This window comes from Heterorhizobium halophytocola, assembly GCF_017873095.1.
GTDB classification, from domain to species: Bacteria; Pseudomonadota; Alphaproteobacteria; order Rhizobiales; family Rhizobiaceae; genus Allorhizobium; species Allorhizobium halophytocola.
Window position 1 is genome coordinate 135,095 of the sequence record NZ_JAGGJU010000004.1, and the last position, 22,361, is coordinate 157,455.

General features: G+C 64.2%; 18 protein-coding genes. 11 read left to right on the plus strand and 7 right to left on the minus strand.

The window, feature by feature from the left end:
* Position 1: 1 nt before the first annotated feature.
* The 3 genes from J2Z17_RS08490 to J2Z17_RS08500 form a co-directional block, all read right to left on the minus strand.
* Positions 2-3,469, minus strand: coding sequence for an AAA family ATPase (locus J2Z17_RS08490; protein ID WP_209943896.1), 3,468 nt, complete (start codon positions 3,467-3,469; stop codon positions 2-4).
* Between the two features lie 159 nt (positions 3,470-3,628).
* Positions 3,629-4,300 (minus strand): DsbA family protein, encoded by a 672-nt coding sequence (locus J2Z17_RS08495; RefSeq protein WP_209943897.1) that lies wholly within the window; start codon positions 4,298-4,300, stop codon positions 3,629-3,631.
* Between the two features lie 150 nt (positions 4,301-4,450).
* A complete protein-coding gene (locus tag J2Z17_RS08500) occupies positions 4,451-4,942 on the minus strand; it encodes a DUF721 domain-containing protein (RefSeq protein ID WP_209943898.1) in 492 nt (163 codons plus the stop codon).
* Between the two features lie 93 nt (positions 4,943-5,035).
* Here J2Z17_RS08500 and mutY point away from each other — a divergent pair, with 93 nt between their 5' ends.
* The 4 genes from mutY (at position 5,036) to J2Z17_RS08520 (ending at position 10,092) form a co-directional block, all read left to right on the plus strand.
* The gene (mutY, locus tag J2Z17_RS08505; RefSeq protein ID WP_209944323.1) at positions 5,036-6,136 is read left to right on the plus strand and encodes an A/G-specific adenine glycosylase; all 1,101 of its coding nucleotides are present in this window, start codon (positions 5,036-5,038) and stop codon (positions 6,134-6,136) included.
* A 3-nt stretch (positions 6,137-6,139) separates the two neighbouring features.
* Complete coding sequence (locus J2Z17_RS08510) at positions 6,140-6,754, plus strand: HAD family hydrolase (protein WP_209943899.1); 615 nt, start codon at positions 6,140-6,142, stop codon at positions 6,752-6,754.
* Positions 6,755-7,206: 452 nt separating this feature from the next.
* On the plus strand, positions 7,207-9,588 hold the full coding sequence (locus J2Z17_RS08515; RefSeq protein WP_209943900.1) for a hypothetical protein: 2,382 nt from the start codon (positions 7,207-7,209) through the stop codon (positions 9,586-9,588).
* A gap of 213 nt (positions 9,589-9,801) precedes the next feature.
* Positions 9,802-10,092, plus strand: a complete 291-nt coding sequence (locus tag J2Z17_RS08520; RefSeq protein ID WP_209943901.1) for a putative quinol monooxygenase — start codon at positions 9,802-9,804, stop codon at positions 10,090-10,092.
* A 383-nt stretch (positions 10,093-10,475) separates the two neighbouring features.
* On the opposite strand, the gene J2Z17_RS08525 is transcribed toward J2Z17_RS08520, so the two are convergent.
* On the minus strand, positions 10,476-11,606 hold the full coding sequence (locus J2Z17_RS08525) for a site-specific DNA-methyltransferase (RefSeq protein ID WP_209943902.1): 1,131 nt from the start codon (positions 11,604-11,606) through the stop codon (positions 10,476-10,478).
* Between the two features lie 269 nt (positions 11,607-11,875).
* On the opposite strand from J2Z17_RS08525, the gene J2Z17_RS08530 reads away from it, so the two are divergent.
* Positions 11,876-12,373 (plus strand): SH3 domain-containing protein, encoded by a 498-nt coding sequence (locus tag J2Z17_RS08530; protein ID WP_209943903.1) that lies wholly within the window; start codon positions 11,876-11,878, stop codon positions 12,371-12,373.
* A gap of 18 nt (positions 12,374-12,391) precedes the next feature.
* On the opposite strand, the gene J2Z17_RS08535 is transcribed toward J2Z17_RS08530, so the two are convergent.
* Positions 12,392-12,736 (minus strand): antibiotic biosynthesis monooxygenase family protein, encoded by a 345-nt coding sequence (locus J2Z17_RS08535; protein WP_209943904.1) that lies wholly within the window; start codon positions 12,734-12,736, stop codon positions 12,392-12,394.
* Positions 12,733-13,062 (minus strand): NIPSNAP family protein, encoded by a 330-nt coding sequence (locus J2Z17_RS08540; protein WP_209943905.1) that lies wholly within the window; start codon positions 13,060-13,062, stop codon positions 12,733-12,735. Before J2Z17_RS08540 ends, J2Z17_RS08535 begins: the two co-directional genes overlap by 4 nt.
* A gap of 201 nt (positions 13,063-13,263) precedes the next feature.
* Here J2Z17_RS08540 and J2Z17_RS08545 point away from each other — a divergent pair, with 201 nt between their 5' ends.
* Together J2Z17_RS08545 and J2Z17_RS08550 are read left to right on the plus strand one after the other, a co-directional pair.
* Positions 13,264-14,184, plus strand: coding sequence for a bestrophin family protein (locus J2Z17_RS08545; protein WP_209943906.1), 921 nt, complete (start codon positions 13,264-13,266; stop codon positions 14,182-14,184).
* A gap of 116 nt (positions 14,185-14,300) precedes the next feature.
* Positions 14,301-14,990, plus strand: coding sequence for an HAD family hydrolase (locus tag J2Z17_RS08550; RefSeq protein ID WP_209943907.1), 690 nt, complete (start codon positions 14,301-14,303; stop codon positions 14,988-14,990).
* Positions 14,991-15,071: 81 nt separating this feature from the next.
* Here J2Z17_RS08550 and J2Z17_RS08555 read toward each other — a convergent pair whose 3' ends face one another.
* Positions 15,072-15,626 carry a hypothetical protein gene (locus J2Z17_RS08555; RefSeq protein ID WP_209943908.1) on the minus strand — a complete coding sequence of 185 codons (555 nt, stop codon included), beginning with the start codon at positions 15,624-15,626 and terminating at the stop codon, positions 15,072-15,074.
* A gap of 325 nt (positions 15,627-15,951) precedes the next feature.
* Between J2Z17_RS08555 and thrC the strand changes: the two genes are divergently transcribed.
* The 4 genes from thrC (at position 15,952) to J2Z17_RS08575 (ending at position 22,272) form a co-directional block, all read left to right on the plus strand.
* A complete protein-coding gene (gene thrC, locus J2Z17_RS08560; protein ID WP_209943909.1) occupies positions 15,952-17,346 on the plus strand; it encodes a threonine synthase in 1,395 nt (464 codons plus the stop codon).
* A 30-nt stretch (positions 17,347-17,376) separates the two neighbouring features.
* On the plus strand, positions 17,377-18,678 hold the full coding sequence (locus J2Z17_RS08565) for a M16 family metallopeptidase (RefSeq protein ID WP_209943910.1): 1,302 nt from the start codon (positions 17,377-17,379) through the stop codon (positions 18,676-18,678).
* Between the two features lie 64 nt (positions 18,679-18,742).
* Positions 18,743-19,357: a GNAT family N-acetyltransferase gene (locus tag J2Z17_RS08570; RefSeq protein ID WP_209943911.1), complete on the plus strand. Its 615-nt coding sequence runs from the start codon at positions 18,743-18,745 to the stop codon at positions 19,355-19,357.
* A gap of 26 nt (positions 19,358-19,383) precedes the next feature.
* Positions 19,384-22,272 (plus strand): EAL domain-containing protein, encoded by a 2,889-nt coding sequence (locus J2Z17_RS08575; RefSeq protein ID WP_209943912.1) that lies wholly within the window; start codon positions 19,384-19,386, stop codon positions 22,270-22,272.
* Positions 22,273-22,361: the final 89 nt, after the last annotated feature.

Below are 22,361 nucleotides of genomic sequence, written 5' to 3' on the forward strand. Positions count from 1 at the left end.
ATCAGGCCGTCTCGCGCTCGCGGATCTGCTCGGCGGTCTCCAGGTCGACGGAGACGAGCTGGGAGACGCCCTGCTCGGCCATGGTGACGCCGAACAGGCGGTTCATCCGCGCCATGGTGATCGGGTTGTGGGTGATGATCAGGAAGCGGGTTTCGGTCGACGACGCCATCTCTTCCATCAGGTTGCAATAGCGTTCGACATTATGGTCGTCGAGCGGGGCATCGACCTCGTCGAGCACGCAGATTGGCGCCGGATTGGTGAGGAACACCGCAAAGATCAGCGCCATGGCCGTCAGTGCCTGCTCGCCGCCGGAAAGAAGCGTCATGGTCTGCGGCTTCTTGCCCGGCGGGCGGGCGAGAATTTCGAGGCCCGCCTCCAGCGGATCGTCGCTTTCGATCAGCTGCAGTTCGGCCGTGCCGCCATTGAAAAGATGGGTGAAGAGCCGCTGGAACTGGGCATTGACCACGTCGAAGGCTGCCAGCAGCCGCTCGCGCCCTTCCTTGTTAAGGCTCTGGATGGCGCCGCGCAGCTTGCGGATGGCGTCGATCACGTCGTCGCGTTCCTTGATCAGGGCGGCCAGTTTTTCCGACAGCTCCTGTTGTTCCTCGTCCGCCCGCAGGTTGACCGCGCCGAGCCGTTCGCGCTCCATCCTGAGACGATCCAGATCGCGCTCGACTTCGCGCAGATCCGGGATCTCGTCGGGGCTCTTCAGGCCCGTCAACTGGAAGGCGCCGGCCGGCTGGACGCTGAGTGCTTCGGAAATCCGCGCCTCGCCCTCGCGGCGGCGCTCGCGGATCGAGACCAGCCGCTCCTCCGCACGGCCGCGCCGTTCGCGGGCCTCGGCCAGCGTCGACAGAGCCTGGGCCGCCAGCTGGTCGGCCTCGCGTTGTTTCGTCTCGGCCTCGACCAGACGGTCGGCGGCCGCCTTGCGCGCGCCATCCGCCTTTTGCAATTCGTCGAGCAGCGCACGGCGCTTGTCGTCGAATTCCTCCGGCGCCAGATCGAGACCTTCCATCTCCTCGCGCGCATCCTGCTCGCGCTCGCGCAAGGTGGCGATATGATCGTCGGCAGAGGCCGCGCGTTCCTGCCAGGTGACGCGCTCCTGGGCAATCGCCAGGATGCGCCGGCGCCGCTGCTCGTTTTCGCGATTCAGGCTTTCATGCACGGCACGGGCTTCGGCAAGCACCGCACGGCCTGTCGCGACCGCCGTCTGCTGTTCGGCGAGCCGGCGGTCGAGATCGGAAACGTCGGGCGCGTCTTCCAGCGCGATCCGGGCATCCTCGGCCTGCGCATCGACCTCCTCGACCTGCGCCGTGAGGCTGTTCAGCGCCTCCTCGATCACCGCGCGGCGGCGGATCAGGTCACCGGAGGCGCGCTCGGCCAGTGCCAGCGCTTCGCGTGCCTCGCTCAACTGCCGGGCGGCCAGGCGCTGGCGTTCGCGCTGCTCGGCCAGGCCGCGATCGGCGGCCTCGATCGCCTCCTGTGCGCCCACCAGCCGTTCATTCGCCTCGTCTAGCTGTTCCTGCGCCTCGGCCGTCTCGTCTTCCAGTTCGGCCAGCCGGTTCTTCTGCGACAGACGCAGGGCTGCCGCGCTCGGCGCCTCGGCGCTGCGCACATGGCCGTCCCAGCGATAGACGGCGCCGTCGCGGGTCACCAGCCGCTGGCCGGGGGCGAGCGCCGGCATCATCTGCTCGGCATCGGCGGTCTCGACCACGCCGATCTGGCGCAGGGTGCGGGCAAGCGCCTTCGGCGCCCGTACGTGATCGGCAAGAGCTACGGCGCCCGGTGGCAGGGCCGGATCGCCGGCACCATCGCCGACATAGCGCCAATGGGCCGGCGCCTCCTCGTCCACGGGCGAGTCGATATCGTCGCCGAGCGCGGCACCCAGCGCCATCTCGTAGCCGCGGTCGACATCGAGCGCATCGGCGACCGGCGGGAAATCGCCGGAGGCCGCTGAATTGGCGAGCATGCGCGCGATCGTGCGCGCCTCGGTCTCCAGCGCATTCAGCCGCGACTTTGCCATTTCCACCGGCTGGCGGGCATCGGCCTCGGCGCGGCGGGCGCCGGTTATCCGGTCTTCCGCCTCGGATATGCGGCTCTCGCCTTCCTCGACCAGCGCTTCGGCGCTTTCGACCAGTTCCTGCTTTTCCGCCGGATCCGGCAGGTCTGCGATCTTTTCGGCGATGGCCTCCAGCTCCGATCTGGCATCATCCGACTGGCGCTCCAGCCGCATGCGTCGCTCGGCAAGATCGCGGATCGCCCGCTCCAGCTGGTTGCGGCCGGCCGAGGCTTCGGCGCGTTCGGCGGTGAGCGTGGCAAAGACGCGCTCGGCTTCGGCAAGTTCGGCATTGGCCGTCTCGAAGGCGGCGCGGGTCTCGTCGGCCTGATGACCGGCATCTGCGAGATATGCCTCGATCTCCGCCTGCTCGGCCGCCAGCCGTTCGAGCACCTGGGCATTGTCGGCGACAAGGCGCTGTTCGCGGCGGATGTCCTCGTCGAGCTGCGCCAGCCGCCGGACCAGTTCCTCGCGGCGGCGCATCAGGCGCGAGGCCTCCTCGTCGAGCTGGGTGCGGGCGATCTGCAGCCGCTGCAGGGTGGCGGCAGCGGCGGCCTCGGCCTCGCGCAGTTCCGGCATTTTCAGGCTGGCGATGCCTTGCGCCTTCGCCGCCTCCATCTGCGCTTGGGCCTTTTCCGCAACGATCGAGGTCGCCTGGTTGAGCTCGCTCTCGGCCTCCCCTTCGGCCTGCTTGGCCTGCACCCAGCGGACATAAAGCAGCGTCGCCTCGCGGGCACGGATATCGGCTGACAGCGCCTTGAAGCGGTTGGCCTGGCGGGCCTGGCGCTTCAGACTCTCGATCTGGGTTTCCAGCTGGGCGGTGATGTCTTCCAGCCGCTCCAGATTGGTCTCGGCGGCACGCAGGCGAAGCTCGGCCTCGTGGCGGCGCGAATGCAGGCCGGAAATGCCGGCCGCCTCTTCCAGCAGCTGGCGGCGGGCCTGGGGTTTCGCCTGGATCAGTTCGCCGATCCGCCCCTGCCCGACCATGGACGGCGAGCGCGCGCCGGTGGAGGCGTCGGCAAACAGCAGCTGCACATCCTTGGCGCGCGCCTCCTTGCCGTTGATCCGGTAGACCGAGCCCTGTTCGCGCTCGATCCGGCGCGTCACCTGTATCTCGTCGGCATCGTTGAAGGCGGCCGGCGCGGTGCGGTCGGAATTGTCGAGGAACAGGCCGACTTCGGCCGAATTGCGCGCCGGGCGGTGGCCGGAACCGGAAAAGATCACGTCGTCCATGCCCGACGCGCGCATGTTCTTGTAGGAATTCTCCCCCATCACCCAGCGCAAGGCCTCGACCAGGTTCGACTTGCCGCAGCCGTTCGGCCCGACAACGCCGGTCAGCCCGCGCTCGATGATGAATTCGGAAGGTTCGACGAAGGTCTTGAAGCCCAGCAGGCGAAGTTTGGTGAACTTCATGGCCGAGCTCCGGGGACGCTCAGAACCGGAGCTCTGATCCGCCAGGTTGGCGCCTCGCGTCCCCGCACATCCGGCTCTGCCGATCCCGCACCCGGTCCCCAAAACGAAAAAACGGGCGAACGGGTTTCCCCGCCGCCCGTCGATCTGAAGAGGCGCCGATTAAAGAAGGCTGTCGATGAGGGCCGACATTTCGTCGACCGACATATCCCCGGCATAGGCCTTGCCATCAATCATGAAGGTCGGCGTCGCGTTGACACCGAATTCCTTCGCCGCACGATCCCTGATGGCCGTCACCTGACCGGCAAGTTCCTGGTTCGTCAAGCAGGCGTTGAAGCTCTCCTGTGTAAAACCGGCGATTTTCGACTGCTGCAGCATGGCGCCCTTGACATCGCCGTCTGCGGGAGCGGCCCAGGCGCGCTGCTGCTTGAACATCATCGAGATGAAGGCGAGAGCCTCGTTGTTGGGTGCGCAACGGGCCAGCATGAAGGCGGCGGTTGCGGCCGGATCGAAGGGGAATTCGCGGGTGATGAAGTAGACCTTGCCGGTGTCGATATACTTGGTCTTGATTTCCGGCAGCGTCGTCGTCTCGAAATGGGCGCAGTGCGGGCAGGTCATCGACATGTATTCGACGATCTTCACCGGCGCCTTCTCGTCGCCCATCGCCATTTCCGGCAACGGCCCCGGCTTCATCACTTCAGCCATGTCGACATCGTGATCCGGCTTCGGGATCTCTGCGGCAAAGGCCGGGACGGAGAGGCAGGACGCGCCGACGCCAACGGCAAAGCCGCCGAGAAGGGCGCGTCTGGTGGAAGTCATCTGAAATTCGGCCATGGGTCGCTCGCAAAGAGTTTCATCTGTCATGCCTCTCGTTATAGCGGCCAAGGGCCGGAAACAAGGCAATGTGTCGTCAATTAAGTCAAACAAACGTGACAAGCCAAGGGTTTGAAGATGAATTCTTCGTCATCTTCGTGTCCGCCGCACCTACCGCTTGGCTCCGAGCACGCCGCGCCCGAGCCTGCGGATCGCGTCCTTCAGCTTGTCGCTTTCGATATCCTCGACCATGGCTTCCAGCCGCCGCGACTTGACCGCATCCAGCGGTTTGAGCTTGCGCCGGTTGCTGAGCGGCAGCACCGGTTTCTGCACGATGCGGATCTGCACCACCGCCGGGTAGCCGAAAAAGGAGTTGATCCGGCCGATCAGTTCGCCCTGGGCATGGGAGAGAAACAGCGCCCGCCCGCCCTCGCAGGCAATGGTCAGCACGCCCGGCCGATGGCCACCATCCTCGCCGATATCGCGCAGCCGCGGCCAGGCGATCTTTTCCGGGCGCGTGCAATCGGCAAAGCTGTCGCCGACGATCTCGTTCCACGAGCCGAGCAGCGCGGTCGAGATGCCGGCGCGCCTTGCCAGCACCGGATCGACGATCCCATTGGCGAGTTCGGCGAGCTGCTTTGCGCCTCGTCTCGGCTCTTTCATGCGGGCAAAAACCTGTCCTTTGCCGGCAATGCCTTGATCGGGCCGGCTGATTTGGCCAGATAGTCATAGCAAATCTCAAAGGCACGGCAAATGATGAACGAACGGGTCTCCAGAACATCGACAGCCAGACCCGACGCGGGTGCGCTGCTTGCCTGGTACGACCGCCATCACCGCGACCTGCCCTGGCGCGTCTCGCCGCCGATGGCGAAACAGGGCGTGCTGCCCGACCCCTATCATATCTGGCTTTCGGAGGTGATGCTGCAACAGACCACCGTGCAGGCGGTGAAGGCCTATTTCGACAAATTCGTCCGCCGCTGGCCAACGGTCAACGATCTTGCCGCAGCCCCGGTCGAGGACGTGATGGCCGCCTGGGCCGGGCTCGGCTACTATGCCCGGGCCCGCAACCTGAAGAAATGCGCCGATGCGGTCGCCAGCGACCATGGCGGTATCTTCCCCGACACGGAAGACGGCCTTCGGGCGCTGCCGGGCGTCGGCGACTACACCTCCGCCGCCATCGCCGCGATCGCCTTCAACCGCCCCTCGGCGGTGATGGACGCCAATGTCGAGCGGGTGATATCGAGGCTCTACGCGATCGACGCGCCGCTGCCCGGTGCCAAGCCGCAGATGAAGGCACGGGTCGCGGAGATGACACCCGCCGACCGGCCCGGCGACTTCGCCCAGGCGATGATGGATCTCGGCGCCACCACCTGCACGCCGAAACGGCCGAGCTGCGTGCTCTGTCCCTTCCGCGAAGCCTGCGTTGCGCTTTTAGCCGACGATCCCGAGCGCTTCCCGGTCAAGGCGCCGAAGAAGGCAAAGCCGGTACGCCAGGGCGCCGTCTTCGTCGCGGTAAGTTCCAAAGGGCGGATGCTGCTGCGCCGCCGACCGGACAAGGGCCTGCTCGGCGGCATGACGGAAGTGCCGACGACCGACTGGACCGCGCGTATCGACGGCGCATCCGGCAGCGACGCCGCCCCCTTTGCCGCCGACTGGCAGCCAAAGGGCACGGTCATCCATGTGTTCACCCATTTCGAGCTTCGGCTTTCGGTCTATCTCGCCGTCGACATCGCGGAGACAGACGACCGCGGCTGGTGGGCGCCGCTCGAGACCTTGGCCGACCAGGCGCTTCCAACCGTCATGAAAAAGGCAATCGAAGCTGCTATTCCCCACGTTTTTCGAGTACCAAAAGGATAATGCATGAAACCCGACATCCAGCACATCGTCTTCGACATCGGCAAGGTGCTCATCCATTACGACCCCAACCTGCCGTTCCAGCGGGTCATCCCGGACGCTGCGGAACGCCAGTGGTTCTTCGACAATGTCTGCACCCATGAATGGAATCTGGAACAGGATCGCGGACGGCGCTGGGACGAGGCGGAAGCCGTGCTGATCGCCGACTATCCGGACCGCGAGCATCAGATCCGCGCCTTTCGCAAATACTGGCCGGAAATGGTCTCGCATGCCTATGAGGACAGCGTCGCGATCATGCTTGCGCTGATCGAGGCGGGCCGCGACGTGACACTGCTAACCAATTTCGCCTCCGACACCTTTCGCGAGGCGCAGGAAATCTATCCGTTCCTCAAGATTCCCCGCGGCGTCACCGTCTCCGGAGACATCGCGCTGATCAAGCCCGATCTGGCGATCTACGAGACCCATGCCGGCAGCTTCGGCCTCGACCCGGCGAAAAGCCTTTTCATCGATGATTCGGCTGCCAATGTGGACGGCGCGAGAGCCGCCGGCTGGCAGTCGGTACAGTTTGTCGATGCGCAGACGCTGAAGCGCGATCTGGCCGGATACGGCATCGCGGCGTGACGAGGCACCGCCCGGCTCATCCCGGCACGACGAACTCAGTCCTTCCCGGGGACCAGGCCCCGGCACCCGGCAGCAGCGCAATCATCCGATGCAAATGGCTGTCGTTCCTCCCGGCGATACTTGCGCGGCGGAAGGCGGGGGCAGGATTCTCCGTCGTTCCGTCTGCGCCGTCATTATCTTGCACTAGCAATCTTAAGTTGTTCTGCTATAAATATCATATCTGATGCGGGGAAACGTTGCCGCATCTAAGATGCTGCGCGGCGTGGTGCGCCATCCGCCTTCGGCCGCTCTGCATCCGAAGACCACTTTCATAACCATTCTTACGATTGCGTTCTCTCGATTGCGTATCTCAATGTCATTCGCTTGAGGCCCTGCTGTGCGCGCGTGCTGTAGCCCGGAGTCCCTATCGTCGGCCGCCGGCCGTCCGGCAGCCCGCTTGTCTGGAGGCTGGAATGAATAGCGTCTGTCGGCATCTCTCTTACCTCGTCATCGCGGTCCTTACGGGTCTCGCCTTTTCACCGGGCGATGCGCATGCCCAGGCCAGTCCGGCGCCGGCACTGCGGATCGATCCGGCCAGGCGAGCGGTCGACCAGACCGATCCGATCGCGTTTGCCGCCTATGGCAAACTGTTCGACGCCAGGGGTAAGCAGATCGAGGTGACGCCGGAATTCATGCGCCGGGCGCTCGACTTCTATATCGAGCGGTTCTCCGTCTCGGCAGCACGTAGCGCCCGCGCCGCGCTGGACGACCGTCGCGGCAAGATTGCAGAGGCCTTCGGAGATGACGACATGGTCCAGAAGTTCCTGCTTCTGGAATTCCTGTCGAACAGCCTTACTGGCCCCGAGCAGGCGCGGCTCGAGGTTCGCAGCCATGTCCTGCGCCGCCAGTGGTACGAGGGCCTATTCGGCATCGAGCGGTATCGCAAGGAGGTCGACGCCCGCACGAACCTGCCGTTCACGGTCAAGGACGCGGCCGAGCGTCTCGGCATGTTGACCAAGGCCACCACCGCATCCGGGCGCGAATACCTCGCTGAATGCCGCAAGGCCGAGGTGCCGATCCCGCCCGATTGGGGATCGTCGCAGTGGAAGCATGTCGGCGACCTGACCACCAATTTTCTCGGATTGGGCAATCCGGCCGAGGTCTGGCGCTGGGACAGCGCCTCACCGAAGGGACTGTGCGTCGCCTTGCCGAGGGTTAGCGGATCGAATATCTCCGCGCTCGGCATTATCTGTCTTGGTACCCAGAGTAGCAATGCATGTTTCTTCGATGCGGCAAACGTGCCGGTCGGCGACAAGAAGCCGATCAGCGACTTTCTCGGCGGTGCCGACCTGTTCAACGGCGTGTGCACGGACTGCCATGCCGGCGAAAACCCCTATGTCGTGCATCCCGGAGGACCGCTCGACATGCGTCCGGACAATCATGCCGTGAATTTCTATACTCCGCTGATCAAGCCCTCCTGGCCGCAAAATCCCGGGCCGTTTTCGTTGCTCGGAATGGTGCCGATCAACCCGCTGCCGCCGGTCAGCGACAGCAGCTGCCTGACCTGCCACAGCCAAGGCGATGCGGGACGCTTTCCCGACATTCTCGCCCTCAATGCCTGGGCGGGCGGCGAATCGAGCTATTGCAGGACGATCCTCAAATCGGCGATCGGCAACACCATGCCCGGCCCAGGCAGTTCCTACGACAAGCACGTGCAGGCAATCTTCGCCTTTTGCGGCCAACAGACCCCGCAACAGGGTGACGTGCCGGTGCCCGATACCAAGGATAACCCGGACGTCGTATCCCCGCCGCTGGTGCTCGGGCCGCTCTATGCCTGCGTGGACATGGTTGAGGTGGCCGGGGGCATTTACGGCGCCAAGCTCACCGTGTCGGTCAACGGCAATCCCCAGCCGGCCGTCACGGTGACGACCCCGAGCAAGACAATGGTCAAGGTTGCCACGCTTATTGCAGGCGACCAGGTGACGGCCGTGCAGGACAAGGACGGCGTAGTCTCCGATCCCTCCTTCCCGCCTGTCGACGTCATCGACCACACCGTTGCATACCCTTCCGGGCTTCCGACACCCGTCATCGATCCGACCAAGATCCACGAATGCGGCCACGTGATCGCCGTGCGCCACGTGCGCGGCGCCCAGGTGACCGTGTTCACCAATGGCGGCTCACCGGCCACCTATTCGTCGGGTGGCGACTGGAGCAATCTGCCGCCGGCCATCCGCCCGTTCGTGCTCGGCGACAAATACACCGCCCAGCAGGCGCTGTGCACGGACACGAGCGGAACATCTGGGCCCGAGACGGCCGTGTCCGAGCCCTCGCCGCTGCCCGTGCCAAAGATGGAGCAGCCGATCGCCGGGCAGCCGATCGTCCATGTCTCGAACCTTGCCGAGGGCGCCCTGACCACGGTCGACGAGAACTCCGCCGGCACGGTCAACACGTTCTCCACGGCGGTCACCTGGAATCCGGAGGTTGATGTTGCCAGTGTCCTTGGCCGCCCCATTCTGCCTGGCGACAAATTCGTCATCGTCTCCAAGCTCTGCGACGCAACCAAGGTGGAGATCCCGCCGGCCCGCGGATGCGAGAGGCTCGACCCGCCGGCGATCGCAACGCCGCTGGTCGGACAGAACTTCGTGACGGTGACCTCGGCGGCAGCCGGTGCGCGCATCCTCGTCTACGATGCCGCCCTCACCGAGATTGGCGACGGCTCGGGAATGGTGGTCGGGCTGACACGACCGATCAAGGTCGGCGACGTGCTGACGGTTATTCAGCGACTGGAAAAATGCACCAGCAGCAAGGCCTATCAAACCGGCGTGGTCTGCGCCTCCACCAAGAGCTGCGGCTGAGGGCAGCGGCAGAGAATGGATTGCAAGCGGGCTTGGCGTCCTGCGCCGAGCACGGCTCACTTCCAGCACCCGTCTGCCCTGTGCATTGAAGACCGCAAACCTTTGCCGATCGCGAAAACGCTGCCACTATCACCCGACACGTCCATCTGGGGGACTTCCGCGGCGCGGGCGGCGACATCCGACGACAACAGACATCTTTGAGAAGGGCAAAACATGCACGACGAAAAAGTCTATCTGAGCGGTTATATCGACCTGCCGGAAGAGCGCCTTGAAGAATTGTCGGCGGCGCTGGCCGAGCATGTCCGGCTGACACAGGCAGAGCCCGGCTGCATCAAGTTCGCGGCAAGGCCGAGCGACAGCATGCCTGGACGTTTCATGATCTCGGAGGTGTTTGAAAGCGAATCGGCGCTCGCGGCCCATAACCTTCGCATGCAGCAGGCCGATTGGCCGAAGATCTCCAAGGGCGTGCCGCGCGACATCACGCGGAAGGACCACGAGGCCTGACGCGCTAATTGGATTCGGTTCGGTTTTTTTGAAGACATGCAAAAGATGGACTGGCGCGGGAGAGAATGGCGGTCCCCGACCCGCGCCAGTTCGTTCGTCAAGACGAACGAAAGATGTGTCTTTCGACAACTGTTCTTTTTTGTGACATGCGCGAGTTTGGAAGTGTCGCGAGTGTCCCCTTGTTCTCGCTGTTTAGCGGCTCGGCTAGCCCCCGCTCGCCGGTGAAAAGAGGGATAAAAACTTCTGCTTGCCCGAAGCTGACCGTTTGAAAATGCTAAAACAATGACGCCCGGATCGTGGCCGATCCGGGCGTCATGCAGCTCCTGCCGGGACTGAAGGTACTTAACCGGCAGGAGTATGCGAAGGCAGGCTGGTGGCGGAGGTCAGTCCAGCCTTGCCATGGTATTGCGGACCACCGTCCGCAGCTCGTCGATGGGGCGCAGGGACGTCCCGTCGTCGAAATGCCAGAAGGTCCAGCCATTGCAGGCATCCAGACCCTGAACCTTTGCCCCGAGGCGATGAATCGAGCCCGCCTCGCCGTTGGCCGTCAGCGTGCCGTCGGCCCGCACGATGGCGCTGTGGCGGCGCTTGGCATCGCTCAGCACCTGGCCGGGCTTGATCATGCCGTTCTCGACCAGAACATTGAAGGCGACGCGCGGTTCGGACTTCTTGCCGGTCATGACCGTCAGTTCCGTCTTACCGAGCGGCTCGACCGCGGCAATCCGCGCGGCAGCCGCATCGATATAGTCCTGCTCCCGCTCGATGCCGACGAAATGGCGGCCGAGACGCTTGGCGACCGCGCCAGTCGTCCCCGAACCGAAGAACGGATCGAGCACCACGTCGCCCGGCTTGGTTGACGACATCAGGATGCGGGCGAGCAGGGCCTCCGGCTTCTGGGTCGGGTGGACCTTCTTGCCGTCGTCGCCCTTCAGCCGCTCGCCGCCCGAGCAGATCGGAAACAGCCAGTCCGAGCGCATCTGCACGTCGTCATTGGCCGCCTTCATCGCATCATAGTTGAAAGTGTAACCCTTGGCTTTCGGATCGGGGCTGGCCCAGATCATCGTCTCATGGGCGTTCTGGAACCGCCGGCCCTTGAAATTCGGCATCGGATTGGTCTTGCGCCAGACGATGTCGTTGAGGATCCAGAAATTGAGATCCTGCAGGGTCGCGCCGACGCGGAAGATGTTGTGGTAGGAGCCGATGACCCAGATCGTGCCGGTCGGCTTCAGCACCCGGCGGCAGGCCAAGAGCCAGGCGCGGGTGAAGGCATCGTAGAGCTCGAAGGAGGCGAACTGGTCCCAGGCATCGTCGACCGCGTCGACCTTGGACTGGTCGGGACGGTGCAGCGTGCCGCCGAGCTGCAGGTTATAGGGCGGATCGGCAAAGATCATGTCGACGGAATTGTCCGGCAGGGCCTCGAGGGCCGCGACGCAATCGCCCTTGATGATCGTGTCGATGACCGAAACCGGGGCGGAGGAACGGCGAAGTTCGGCGAGCGGAAAAACGGTTGGCATCTGATACTCACTGTTACACGGACGCTGTACTTAGTGTCTGTTATGGTTACCGAACTTGGTTACCAAACCCTGAAGGATCACCGGCGCCCGACAAAAAATAATCGGCGGGTCAAGGGCCGGCATGGGCCGGGCAGGCAGGGACCGGCAACGGCGAGGCGCAGAGGACCGGGAGACGCGGTTCATTTGCGGCTTTCGTCGAACGCCGTTTGCCCATAGGGTCGGCTGTCGAGCGAGGCCGTCTGGATGACGACACCCAAGGAGGAGCGTGGATGACATCGATCAGCGTGATGACAGGGGCAGCCGTCGTGCTTCTCATGGGAGGCTATGGCACGGCGCTTGCCGCCGGCTCCGACTGCGACGACACGTCCAACCGTGTCCACATGACCCTTCGGACCACGCAAAAGCCGACCGAATTCGAGATCACCTCCGGACCGACGCCCTGTGCGGAATCCTCCGCCGCTTCCCATGCCGCCGGCACGCCCGCCGCACCGACATCGCCCGACGGCAAGGGGACGCCGGTGAACCGTCCCGGCCAGTCCTGGGGCGGCAAGCTGCGCAAGGGCCCCGGCATGCAGTTCGCCCAGGTGGGCAGCCTTGGCGAAGGCGCACCGCTGACGATCGTCAGCAATGCCGGCATACGCTTCAACGAATACGACTGGTTCGAGGTCAGGCTGCCATCCGGCAAGACCGCCTTTCAGTGGGGCGGCATCCTGTGCAGCGTCGAAGGCGAACTGCCGGGGGTGTTCGGGGTCTGCCCGAGCCGATGACCTCCGGCGCACCTCGCCTCATCCGTGGGTGCGGCGACTGTCATCCGGTGCCTCGTCGCGCTGATCGAGACCGTAGTCGCGGATGACCGCTGCGACGCGCAGGCGGTAGCCGGCAAAGACGCCCCCTCGCCCGGCCGACTGCGCGGCCCGATGGGCTTTCGTATTGCGCCAGGCGCGGACGGCCTCCTCGTCGCGGAAGAAGGACAGCGACAGCATCTTTTGCGGATCGGTAAGGCTCTGGAACCGCTCGACGCCGACGAAACCTTCGATCCGCTCCAGCTCGCCGCGCAGGCTGGCGGCAATGTCGAGATAGGCGTCGTGTCTGCCTTCCGCCGGCCAGACCTCGAAGATCACCGCGATCACGGCTTTACCAGCCCTGCATGCGGCATGGACATGCATTTGAGGAACAGCCGCTCCTCCTTCAGAATGAATTTTTCGCGCCGGGCGAATTCGTAGTTTTCGCGTCCCAGCGGATCGGCCGCCAGCCGCGCGCGATACTGCTCGTAGGCCGACAGGCTGTCGACATGGTAGATGCCGTAGGCCGTCGTCGCCGATCCTTCATGCGGGCCGAAATAGCCGACGAGGTCGGCGCCCGCCCGCGGGATCGCCTGCCCCCAGTTGCGGGCATATTCGGCGAACGCGTCGCGGGCGAAGGGATCGATCTGGTAGCGGATGACACAGGTAATCATGGGGGCAACTCCGTTTGCAATGCGGCCATTCTGCCATGCCGGACAGGCGCAATGCTTCGGCCGGGACCGAACTATCGCTTTCGGCAACCTGGCATGCGTCAATTCGGCACGGGCCGCACGGCCGGAAGTCCCTGACGCCGCCTTTGCGACAGCGTATGGAGACGACCGTTCCGCCGTCACATCTACCAAAAGCCCAAATCCATGATCGTTCGCGACCGCCCCGGTCTTCTCAGACTGTTCTTCATCCTGCGCGGCTCCATCGTGCCGATGATCTATCCGCAGGTGCTCGTCGTCTTTGGCGTGTCGCTTGCCATCGTGCTGCTGCACCGCGCCTATCCGAGCGACATTCCCTCGCTGATCAATGCGCCGTTCGCGCTGCTTGGGCTGGCCCTGTCGATCTTTCTCGGGTTCCGCAACAATGCCTGCTACGATCGCTGGTGGGAAGCGCGCAAGATCTGGGGCCTGCAGGTCATCGCGGTGCGCAATTTTGCCCGCCAGACGCTGCTGCTGGCCGACAACGAGATCAACAGTGCCGCCCGCCGCGACATGCTCGAACTGACGATCGCCTTCAGCCACATGATGGTCAGCCATCTTCGGCCCGGCCACCCGCTCGACAAGGCTCTGCGCTGGATGCCGGCGGGACTGGCCGAGAAGATCGCCGCCAGCCGCAACCCACCGGACCTGATCCTGCGCGAGATCGAAATGCGGCTGGTGGCCCTGCTGCGCAAGGGCCGGATCAGCGACCTCCAGTTCCGCCTGCTGGACGAAACCGTCGGCGGCATGCAGGTCGCGCTCGGCTCCTGCGAGCGCATCCGCCACACGCCGGTGCCGTTCGGCTACACCCTGCTGCTACACCGCACGGCGCATCTCTTCTGCTTTTTCCTGCCCTTCGGCTTTGCCGATGCGCTCGGCTGGGCGACGCCGTTTGCCTCGGCGCTCGTCGCCTACACCTTCTTCGGCCTCGACGCCCTGGGCGACCAGCTGGAGGAGCCCTTCGGCACGTCGCCCAACGGCCTGCCGATCGCGACGATCGCCGACGTCATCGAGATCAATCTGCGCGAGGCCCTCGGCGACAAGGATCTGCCGCCGATGCCGGCGGCGGTCGATCATATCCTGCTGTAAAAACACGGAAGGCAGAGGCGGCGCGATGCCGTCTGCCTGCCGGGATCGACGGATTTGCCGCCTTGCGACTTTTGCTGTAGGTGGACGCGACACCATCCATCACGACGGAATATCCCATGAGCGGCTTTGAACTGACCATTTTCGATTGCGACGGCGTGCTCGTCGACAGCGAGATCATCGCGGCGCGCGTGGAATCGAAGCTGCTGACCGAGGCCGGCTATCCGATCTCGGTCGAGGAAATGGGCGAGCGCTTTGCCGGCATGACCTGGAAGAACATTCTCCTGGCGATCGAGAAGGAAATCGACATTCCGCTGTCGGCAAGCCTGATCGACAAGTCGGAAGCCCTGCTCGACCAGCGGCTGGCGCGCGACGTGAAGAGCATCGAAGGCGTCGCCTTCGCCCTCTCGCGCATCCCCGGGCCGCGCTGCATCTGCTCGAATTCCTCCCTGTCGCGGCTCGACATGATGCTGACCAAGGTCGGCCTGAAGGAGGCCTTCGCGCCGCATATCTATTCCGCCAAGGATCTGGGCGCGGACCGGGTGAAGCCCAAGCCGGACATCTTTCTGCACGGCGCCGAGCAGTTCAACGTCAAGCCGGCCGATGCGGTCGTGATCGAAGACAGCGTGCACGGCGTGCATGCCGCACGCGCCGCCGGCTGCCGGGTGATCGGCTTTACCGGCGGATCGCACACCTATCCGTCGCATGCCGACCGGCTGACCGATGCCGGCGCGGAAACCGTGATTGCGCGGATGAGCGATCTGCCCGGCGTGATCTCGGCGCTTGCGGAATGGAACGGCGTGCTCTGAGGCGCCGCTATCCGGCCGTCAGCCGGCCCATGCGTGGCCCGCAACGGGCCACGCCGCTGAACGATCGGGCTTTGGAGCCGATCAGCGCTTCTTTGTCTTGGCGCCGTCGTCGAAGCCGACATACACCTTGGCAAAGCCGGTAATGTCGCCCGGCAGGCCGGCCACGTCCTTGGTGAACAGGAACTGCTGCGGCAGATCGGCATCGGCAAGTGTGACCGGGAACTGGGTCAGCTCGGAATAGATCACCTGATCGCCCTGTACCACTTCGACCCGGATCGGCAGCTGCACCGTGCCGGCCTTGCCGACCGGGCCTGCGATCAGGCGGCCCTGCACCATGACCTTGACGCCGAGGCTGGTGTCGTTGCGGGTGCAGGCGCGCGTGCTGTCGGCAAGCGAAGCCTGGTAGATCACCTTTTCCGGATCGTCCTTGCCGCCATTTGCATAGGTGCGGTAGAAGGCCGTGCCGGTGCGAAGCTCGAGCGGCGGGCAGATGCCCTGGACGACGGCTGCGGCACGACCGGCATCGGCCGGCGGATTGGACTTGCCGAAGCCCAGACCGGAGCCGGTCGAATTGCAGGATGCGAGGGCTGTCGCCATGGAAAGAAAGAGAACGCCGCGGGCGACTTTTGCAAACACGATACCTAAACCTTCTGCATTCACGACCCGATCGCGGCCAAAAGAGTGGAATTCAGCCGTGACAGAGGCCTTTTCATGACCAATGCCGATGGTCTATATCAGCGACGCCAAAAAAAATCGATTGGGTCGTTCGCGTTTTGAGAGAATTTTCAGCCGACTGCGCAGCATGTCACTGCAGGCTACCGGACGCTCCACCGCATCGCGTCGGACTGGAAGCGACGTCGGCGGCTGAAAGCGGACGCAGACAGAGGCGCACCCGACCTCTCCCACCTGCAAGACTGCGGGCGATCGAACCGCCTGTTTGCCAATACCAAGGATGACCGCAATGGAATATATCTCCACCCGGGGCGAAGCCCCGAGCCTCGGATTTTGCGATGCCCTGCTTGCGGGTCTTGCGCGCGATGGCGGTCTCTATCTGCCGAAAACCTGGCCGAAGCTCTCCAAGAAGGAGATCAAGGCACTGCGCGGCAGATCCTATCAGGAGATCGCCTTCGAAGTGCTCTACCCGTTCATCGGCGACGAGATCGGGCGGGACGCCTTCAAGGCGATGATCGAGGACGCCTATGGCACCTTCCGTCATCCGGCCGTTGCGCCGCTGGTACAGACCGGCGCGAATTCCTTCGTGCTCGAGCTCTTCCACGGCACCACGCTCGCCTTCAAGGACGTGGCGATGCAGTTGCTCGCACGGCTGATGGATCACGTGCTGGCCGAGCGCGGCGAGCGGGCGACCATCGTCGGGGCCACCTCCGGCGACACCGGCGGAGCCGCGATCGATGCCTTTGCCGGCAGTGAGCGCACCGACGTCTTCATCTTCTTCCCGCATGAAAAGGTCTCGCCGGTGCAGCAGCGGCAGATGACCACCCATCTGTCGGACAATGTCCATGCGGTTGCCGTGCGGGGCAATTTCGACGACTGCCAGAACCTGGTGAAGGAGATGTTCAACGACGCGGCCTTCCGCGACCGGTTGAAGATCTCCGGCGTCAACTCGATCAACTGGGCGCGGATCATGGCGCAGGTGGTCTATTATTTCACCGCGGCGCTGTCGCTCGGCGCGCCGGACCGCAAGGTGTCTTTCACCGTGCCGACCGGCAATTTCGGCGATATCTTCGCCGGTTATGTGGCCAAGCAGATGGGCCTGCCGATCGACCGGCTGGTGATCGCCACCAATGACAACGACATCCTGGCACGCACGCTGAAGACCGGTCGTTACGAGATGAAGGGCGTCAAGGCCACCACCTCGCCGTCGATGGATATCCAGATCTCGTCGAATTTCGAGCGGCTGCTGTTCGAGGCCTATGACCGCGATCCGGCCGCCGTGCGTTCGGCCATGGCCGACCTGAAGCAGTCCGGCGCCTTCGACATCAAGGAGAGCGCCTTGAAGGCCATGCGGAAAAATTTCCGCGCCGGCCGCGCCACCGAAAAGCAGGTGGCCGAGACCATCCGCGAGATGCTTTCAAAGACCGGCTACCTCATCGATCCGCACACGGCCTGCGGGGTGCTGGTTGCCAAGAAGCACGAAAAAGCCAATACTCCGATGATCACGTTGGCCACGGCGCATCCGGCAAAATTTCCCGCAGCAGTCAAATCCGCCTGCGGTATTGACCCGGAACTTCCGCCGTGGCTTTCTGAACTAATGCAGATGGAGGAGCGTTTCACAGTCCTGGACGCCGAGCTGAAGGCCGTCGAAACATTCGTCGGCGACAAGGCCCGCGCGCGATAGTCGACACAGTGAAATGCGGAAAGACAAGACATGAATGTTGAGTGCACCCGGCTGCCGTCCGGGGTAACGGTCGTGACGGAACGGATGCCGCATCTGGAAAGTGTGGCATTGGGAACCTGGATCAAGTCGGGATCCCGCGATGAAACCGAAGCCGAACACGGCATCGCCCATCTTCTCGAACATATGGCTTTCAAGGGCACGCGGTCGCGTTCGGCCCGTGACATTGCCGAGCAGATCGAGAATGTCGGTGGTGAACTGAACGCGTCGACCTCGACCGAGACAACCGCCTACTATGCCCGGGTGCTGAAGGACGACGTGCCGCTGGCCGTCGATATCCTCGCCGACATCCTGACCGAATCCGAATTCGACGACGAGGAACTGACGCGCGAAAAGCACGTCATCCTGCAGGAAATCGGCGCTGCCAACGACACGCCCGACGATGTCGTCTTCGACCGCTTTTCCGAACAGGCCTATGCCGGCCAGATTCTCGGCCGTCCAATCCTCGGCACGCCGGAAAGCGTGCGCTCGTTCAGCAGCGACAATATCCGCGCCTACCTGGCACGCAATTACACGCCGGAGCGGATCTTCATCGTCGCGGCCGGTGCCGTCGATCATGACAAGTTCGTCCGCCAGGTCGAGCAGCGCTATGCGGGTCTGAAGCCGCGCGGCGATACGCCGGAGCCGATTGCCGAACCCGCCCGCTATACCGGCGGCGAGATGCGCGAAACCCGCAGCCTGATGGACACCCAGCTGCTGCTCGGTTTCGAGGGCCGCGCCTATCATGCCCGCGACTTCTACTGCTCGCAGATCCTTGCCAATATCCTCGGCGGCGGCATGTCCTCGCGGCTGTTCCAGGAAGTGCGCGAATTCCGCGGCCTGTGCTATTCGGTCTATGCCTTCCATTGGGGCTTTTCCGATACCGGAATCTTCGGCATCCACGCCGCGACCGGCGGCGAGAACCTGCCGGAACTGATGCCGGTGCTGATCAACGAGATGCGCAAGGTCGCCGACAGCATCGACCAGCAGGAAATCGAGCGCTCCCGTGCCCAGATCCGTGCACAGCTGCTGATGGGTCAGGAAAGCCCGTCCGCCCGTGCCGGCCAGATGGCGCGCCAGTTGATGCTCTACGGCCGTCCGATCTCCACCCAGGAGATGATGGAACGGCTGGAAGGCATCACCATCGAACGCCTGACCGATCTTGCCGGCCGGCTGTTCTTCGATACCAAGCCGACCCTGTCTGCCGTCGGGCAACTGGAAAATCTCGTGCCGCTGGACGAGTTGATGCAGTCGCTGAATGCAGGCTCCGTCGACAAGATCAAGGTCGCCGGCTAAGGCGGCGAGAGAGGCAACAGTTCGATCGTTCGACCCGCCATGGGCAGGTCCGTGGGAGTGCGGCATGGCACGTTCGGTGTTTCACTTCCTGTCCCGTCGGCCGGAAACGCCCGATCTCGGCAATGCGACCTATCGGCTCCGACTGCCGCAGATGAGCGATTTCGACGCCTGGCGCCGCCTGCGGGTCGAAAGCCGTGATTTCCTGCAGCCCTGGGAGCCGAGCTGGCGGCCGGACGAATTCACCAGCCATTCGTTTCGCGCCCGGGTCCAGCGCAACGAGCAGGAATATCAATCCGGTGCGGCGGTTCCGCTGTTCATCTTCGAGCGTTCCAGCGGGGGCCTGCTCGGCGGGCTGACGATCGGCCTGATCCGGCGTGGTGCGGCGCAAGCCTGCATGATCGGATACTGGATGGGCGCCCCGCATGCGGGCAAGGGCCATATGTTTGCCGCACTTGCAATCGCAAAACCCTACATCTTTGGGGAGCTTCAGTTGCACCGGATCGAAGCTGCCTGTATTCCGGATAACGTCAAGAGCATGCGCCTGCTGCAACGGTCCGGTTTCAAGACGGAGGGGCTGTTGCGGCAATACCTGAAGATCAACGGAGCCTGGCGCGACCATCAGCTTTTCGCGCTGCTTTCGACCGACGTCAGTTTGAATGGGGACACCCGCTGCGAATGAAGGCCGTGAATGTAATGCGGACGGCAATGCGAGACCGCCTGTTGATGATCCTGCTGCTGGCCGTGACGGTCGCAGGCGCGATCGGGCTTGGGACGACCACCGCCGAGGCGCTGGAGCCCGTCAAGATTTCCCGCGATGACACGGCGCTGGACCTGACGCCGACGACCGACATCTATAGCGGCCAGGGCGAGGCCTTCCAGGTATCGACGGCGGCCGGTACCGACGGCATCCGGCGCCGCATCGAGGTGCGCTCCAGTTCGCCGGCCCACCAGGGCGACTGGGCGGTATTTGCGCTGGCCAATGTTTCGGAAGAACAGCTCGAACGGGTGATCGTCGCCCCGCATTTCCGGCTGGTGAATTCCGGCATGTTCTGGCCGGATCTCGGTTCGCAGCGGATCATCGCCATCACGCCTTCGGAAGGCTTTGCGCTCGACCGGGTGCCGAGCCCCGATGCCGACGTGTTCCGCATCACGCTGAACCCCGGCGCGGTGATCACCTTCGTTGCCGAACTCTCGACCCCCAACCTGCCGCAGCTCTATCTCTGGGAACCCGACGCCTACAAGGACACGGTCAACTCGTTCACCCTCTATCGCGGTATCGTGCTTGGCATTTCCGGCCTGCTGGCGGTTTTCCTCACCATTCTCTTCGTGGTCAAGGGCACCTCCATGCTGCCGGCGGCAGCGGCGCTTGCCTGGGCCGTGCTTGCCTATATCTGCGTCGATTTCGGTTTCCTCACGAAGCTGATCAACGTCACCTCTTCCGACGAGCGCATATGGCATGCGGGCGCGGAGGTGGCGCTCGCCTCCAGCTTCGTCATCTTCCTGTTCACCTATCTCAATCTAAACCGCTGGCACGTCAATCTCGGCTATGCGACCTTCGCCTGGATCCTCGGCCTCGGCCTGCTGTTCGGCGTTGCGATCTACGACCCGTCGATTGCCGCCGGCATTGCCCGCCTCTCCTTTGCCCTGACGGCGACCGCCGGTATCGGGCTGATCATCTATCTGGGCTTCAGCCGCTACGACCGGGCGATCCTGCTGGTGCCGACCTGGGCACTGCTGCTGGTCTGGCTGTTCGGCGGCTGGCTGGCCGTCACCGGCCAGCTCGACAACGACATCATCCAGCCTGCGCTCGGCGGCGGCCTCGTGCTGATCGTGCTGCTGATCGGCTTTACCGTCATGCAGCACGCCTTTGCCGGCGGCGCCTACCAGCAGGGCCTGTTCTCGGACCTGGAGCGCCAGTCGCTTGCGCTGACCGGTTCCGGCGACACCGTCTGGGACTGGGACGTGGCGCGCGACCGGCTGCTGACCAGTCCCGATATCGCCGGCCTGCTCGGCCTGCAGGCGGGCGCCATGCACGGGCCTGCCCGCACCTGGCTGTCGCGGCTGCATCCGGAGGACCGCGACCGGTTCCGCGCGACCCTCGATGTGTTGCTGGAACACCGCAAGGGACGGCTGGCCCATGAATTCCGTGTGCGCGCCGAGGACGGCCATTATCACTGGCTGAAGATCCGCGCGCGGCCGGTGCTCGGCTCCAATGGCGAGGTGATCCGCTGCGTCGGCACGATCATCGACACGACCGAGCAGAAGAACTCGATCGACCGGCTGATGTCGGACGCGATGCATGACAACCTGACCGGCCTGCCGAACCGGGAGGTCTTCCTCGACCGGCTGCAGGCGGCGCTGACGCTGGCGCCGGCCCATGTGCAGCTGCGCCCGACGGTGATGGCGATCAATATCGACCGGTTCAAGCAGGTCAACGACCAGCTGGGCATCGCTGCCGGCGACAATCTGCTGATCGCGCTGACGCGGCGCCTGCGCCGGCTGATGAAGCCGCAGGATACGCTCGGACGCCTCAACGGCGACCAGTTCGGCCTGATCCTGATGTCGGAAAGCGATCCGGCCAAGGTCGCGGATTTCGCCGATGCGGTGTCGAAGGCGATCATGGTGCCGATCAATTTCGGCAACCGCGACATCGTGCTCACCGCGTCGATCGGCCTGGTCTCCTGGGTCGATCAGCAGGAGAATGCAGCCAGCCTGCTGAACGATGCCGAGCTTGCCATGTACCGCGCCAAACGCGCCGGCGGCGCCCGCGTCGAGCCCTTCCGGCCCGCCTTCCGCAATGGCGGCACCGACCGGCTGCAGATCGAGACGGATCTGCGTCGGGCCATCGAGCGCCAGGAACTGACCATCGCCTATCAGCCGATCGTCCGGTTGGAGGACAGCGAAATCGCCGGTTTCGAGGCGCTGCTGCGCTGGGAACATCCGCGCCGCGGCGCGATCTCCCCGGCCGAATTCGTCCCGATTGCCGAGGCGGCGGGCATGATCGGACAACTCGGCATGTATGCGCTGGAGCGGGCGACGCAGGACCTGATGGAATGGGAAAAGGCCACCGGCGACCTGCCGGTCTTCCTCTCCGTCAACCTGTCGAGCGCCCAGCTGATCAGCACCGAACTGTGCAACGACGTGCGCAGCCTGCTGTCGAAGACCCAGTGCGAACCGAGCCGGATCAAGCTGGAACTGACCGAAGCCGTCCTGCAGGAAAATCCCGAGCAGGCCCGTCTCGTGCTCGAAACGCTGAAAACCATCGGGGTAAAACTGGCGCTCGACGATTTCGGCACCGGCTCGTCCTCGCTGACCTATCTGACGCGCCTGCCCTTCGATACGGTCAAGCTCGACCGGGCGCTGGTGCAGGACCGTTCCGACAAGCGCGCCGTACTGTTGAAATCCATCGTCTCGATGGCGCGTGGCATGGACATGCAGGTGATTGCCGAAGGCATCGAGACGGAAGAAGACGCCGAAGTGCTGCAGAAGATCGGCTGCCAGTTCGGCCAGAGTGCCCATTACGGCGCGCCGGTCGGTGCCGATTCGGTGCTGCGGCTGCTGCGGGAGCGGTTTCCGTTGATGAAGCGGGCGTGAAAGCCGGGTTTGAAGAGCCGGCATCTGATGCACCGCAACCTCTCTTCGCCTTCCGCAACACGTCGACGCGCGGTTTTCCGCTGATCGCC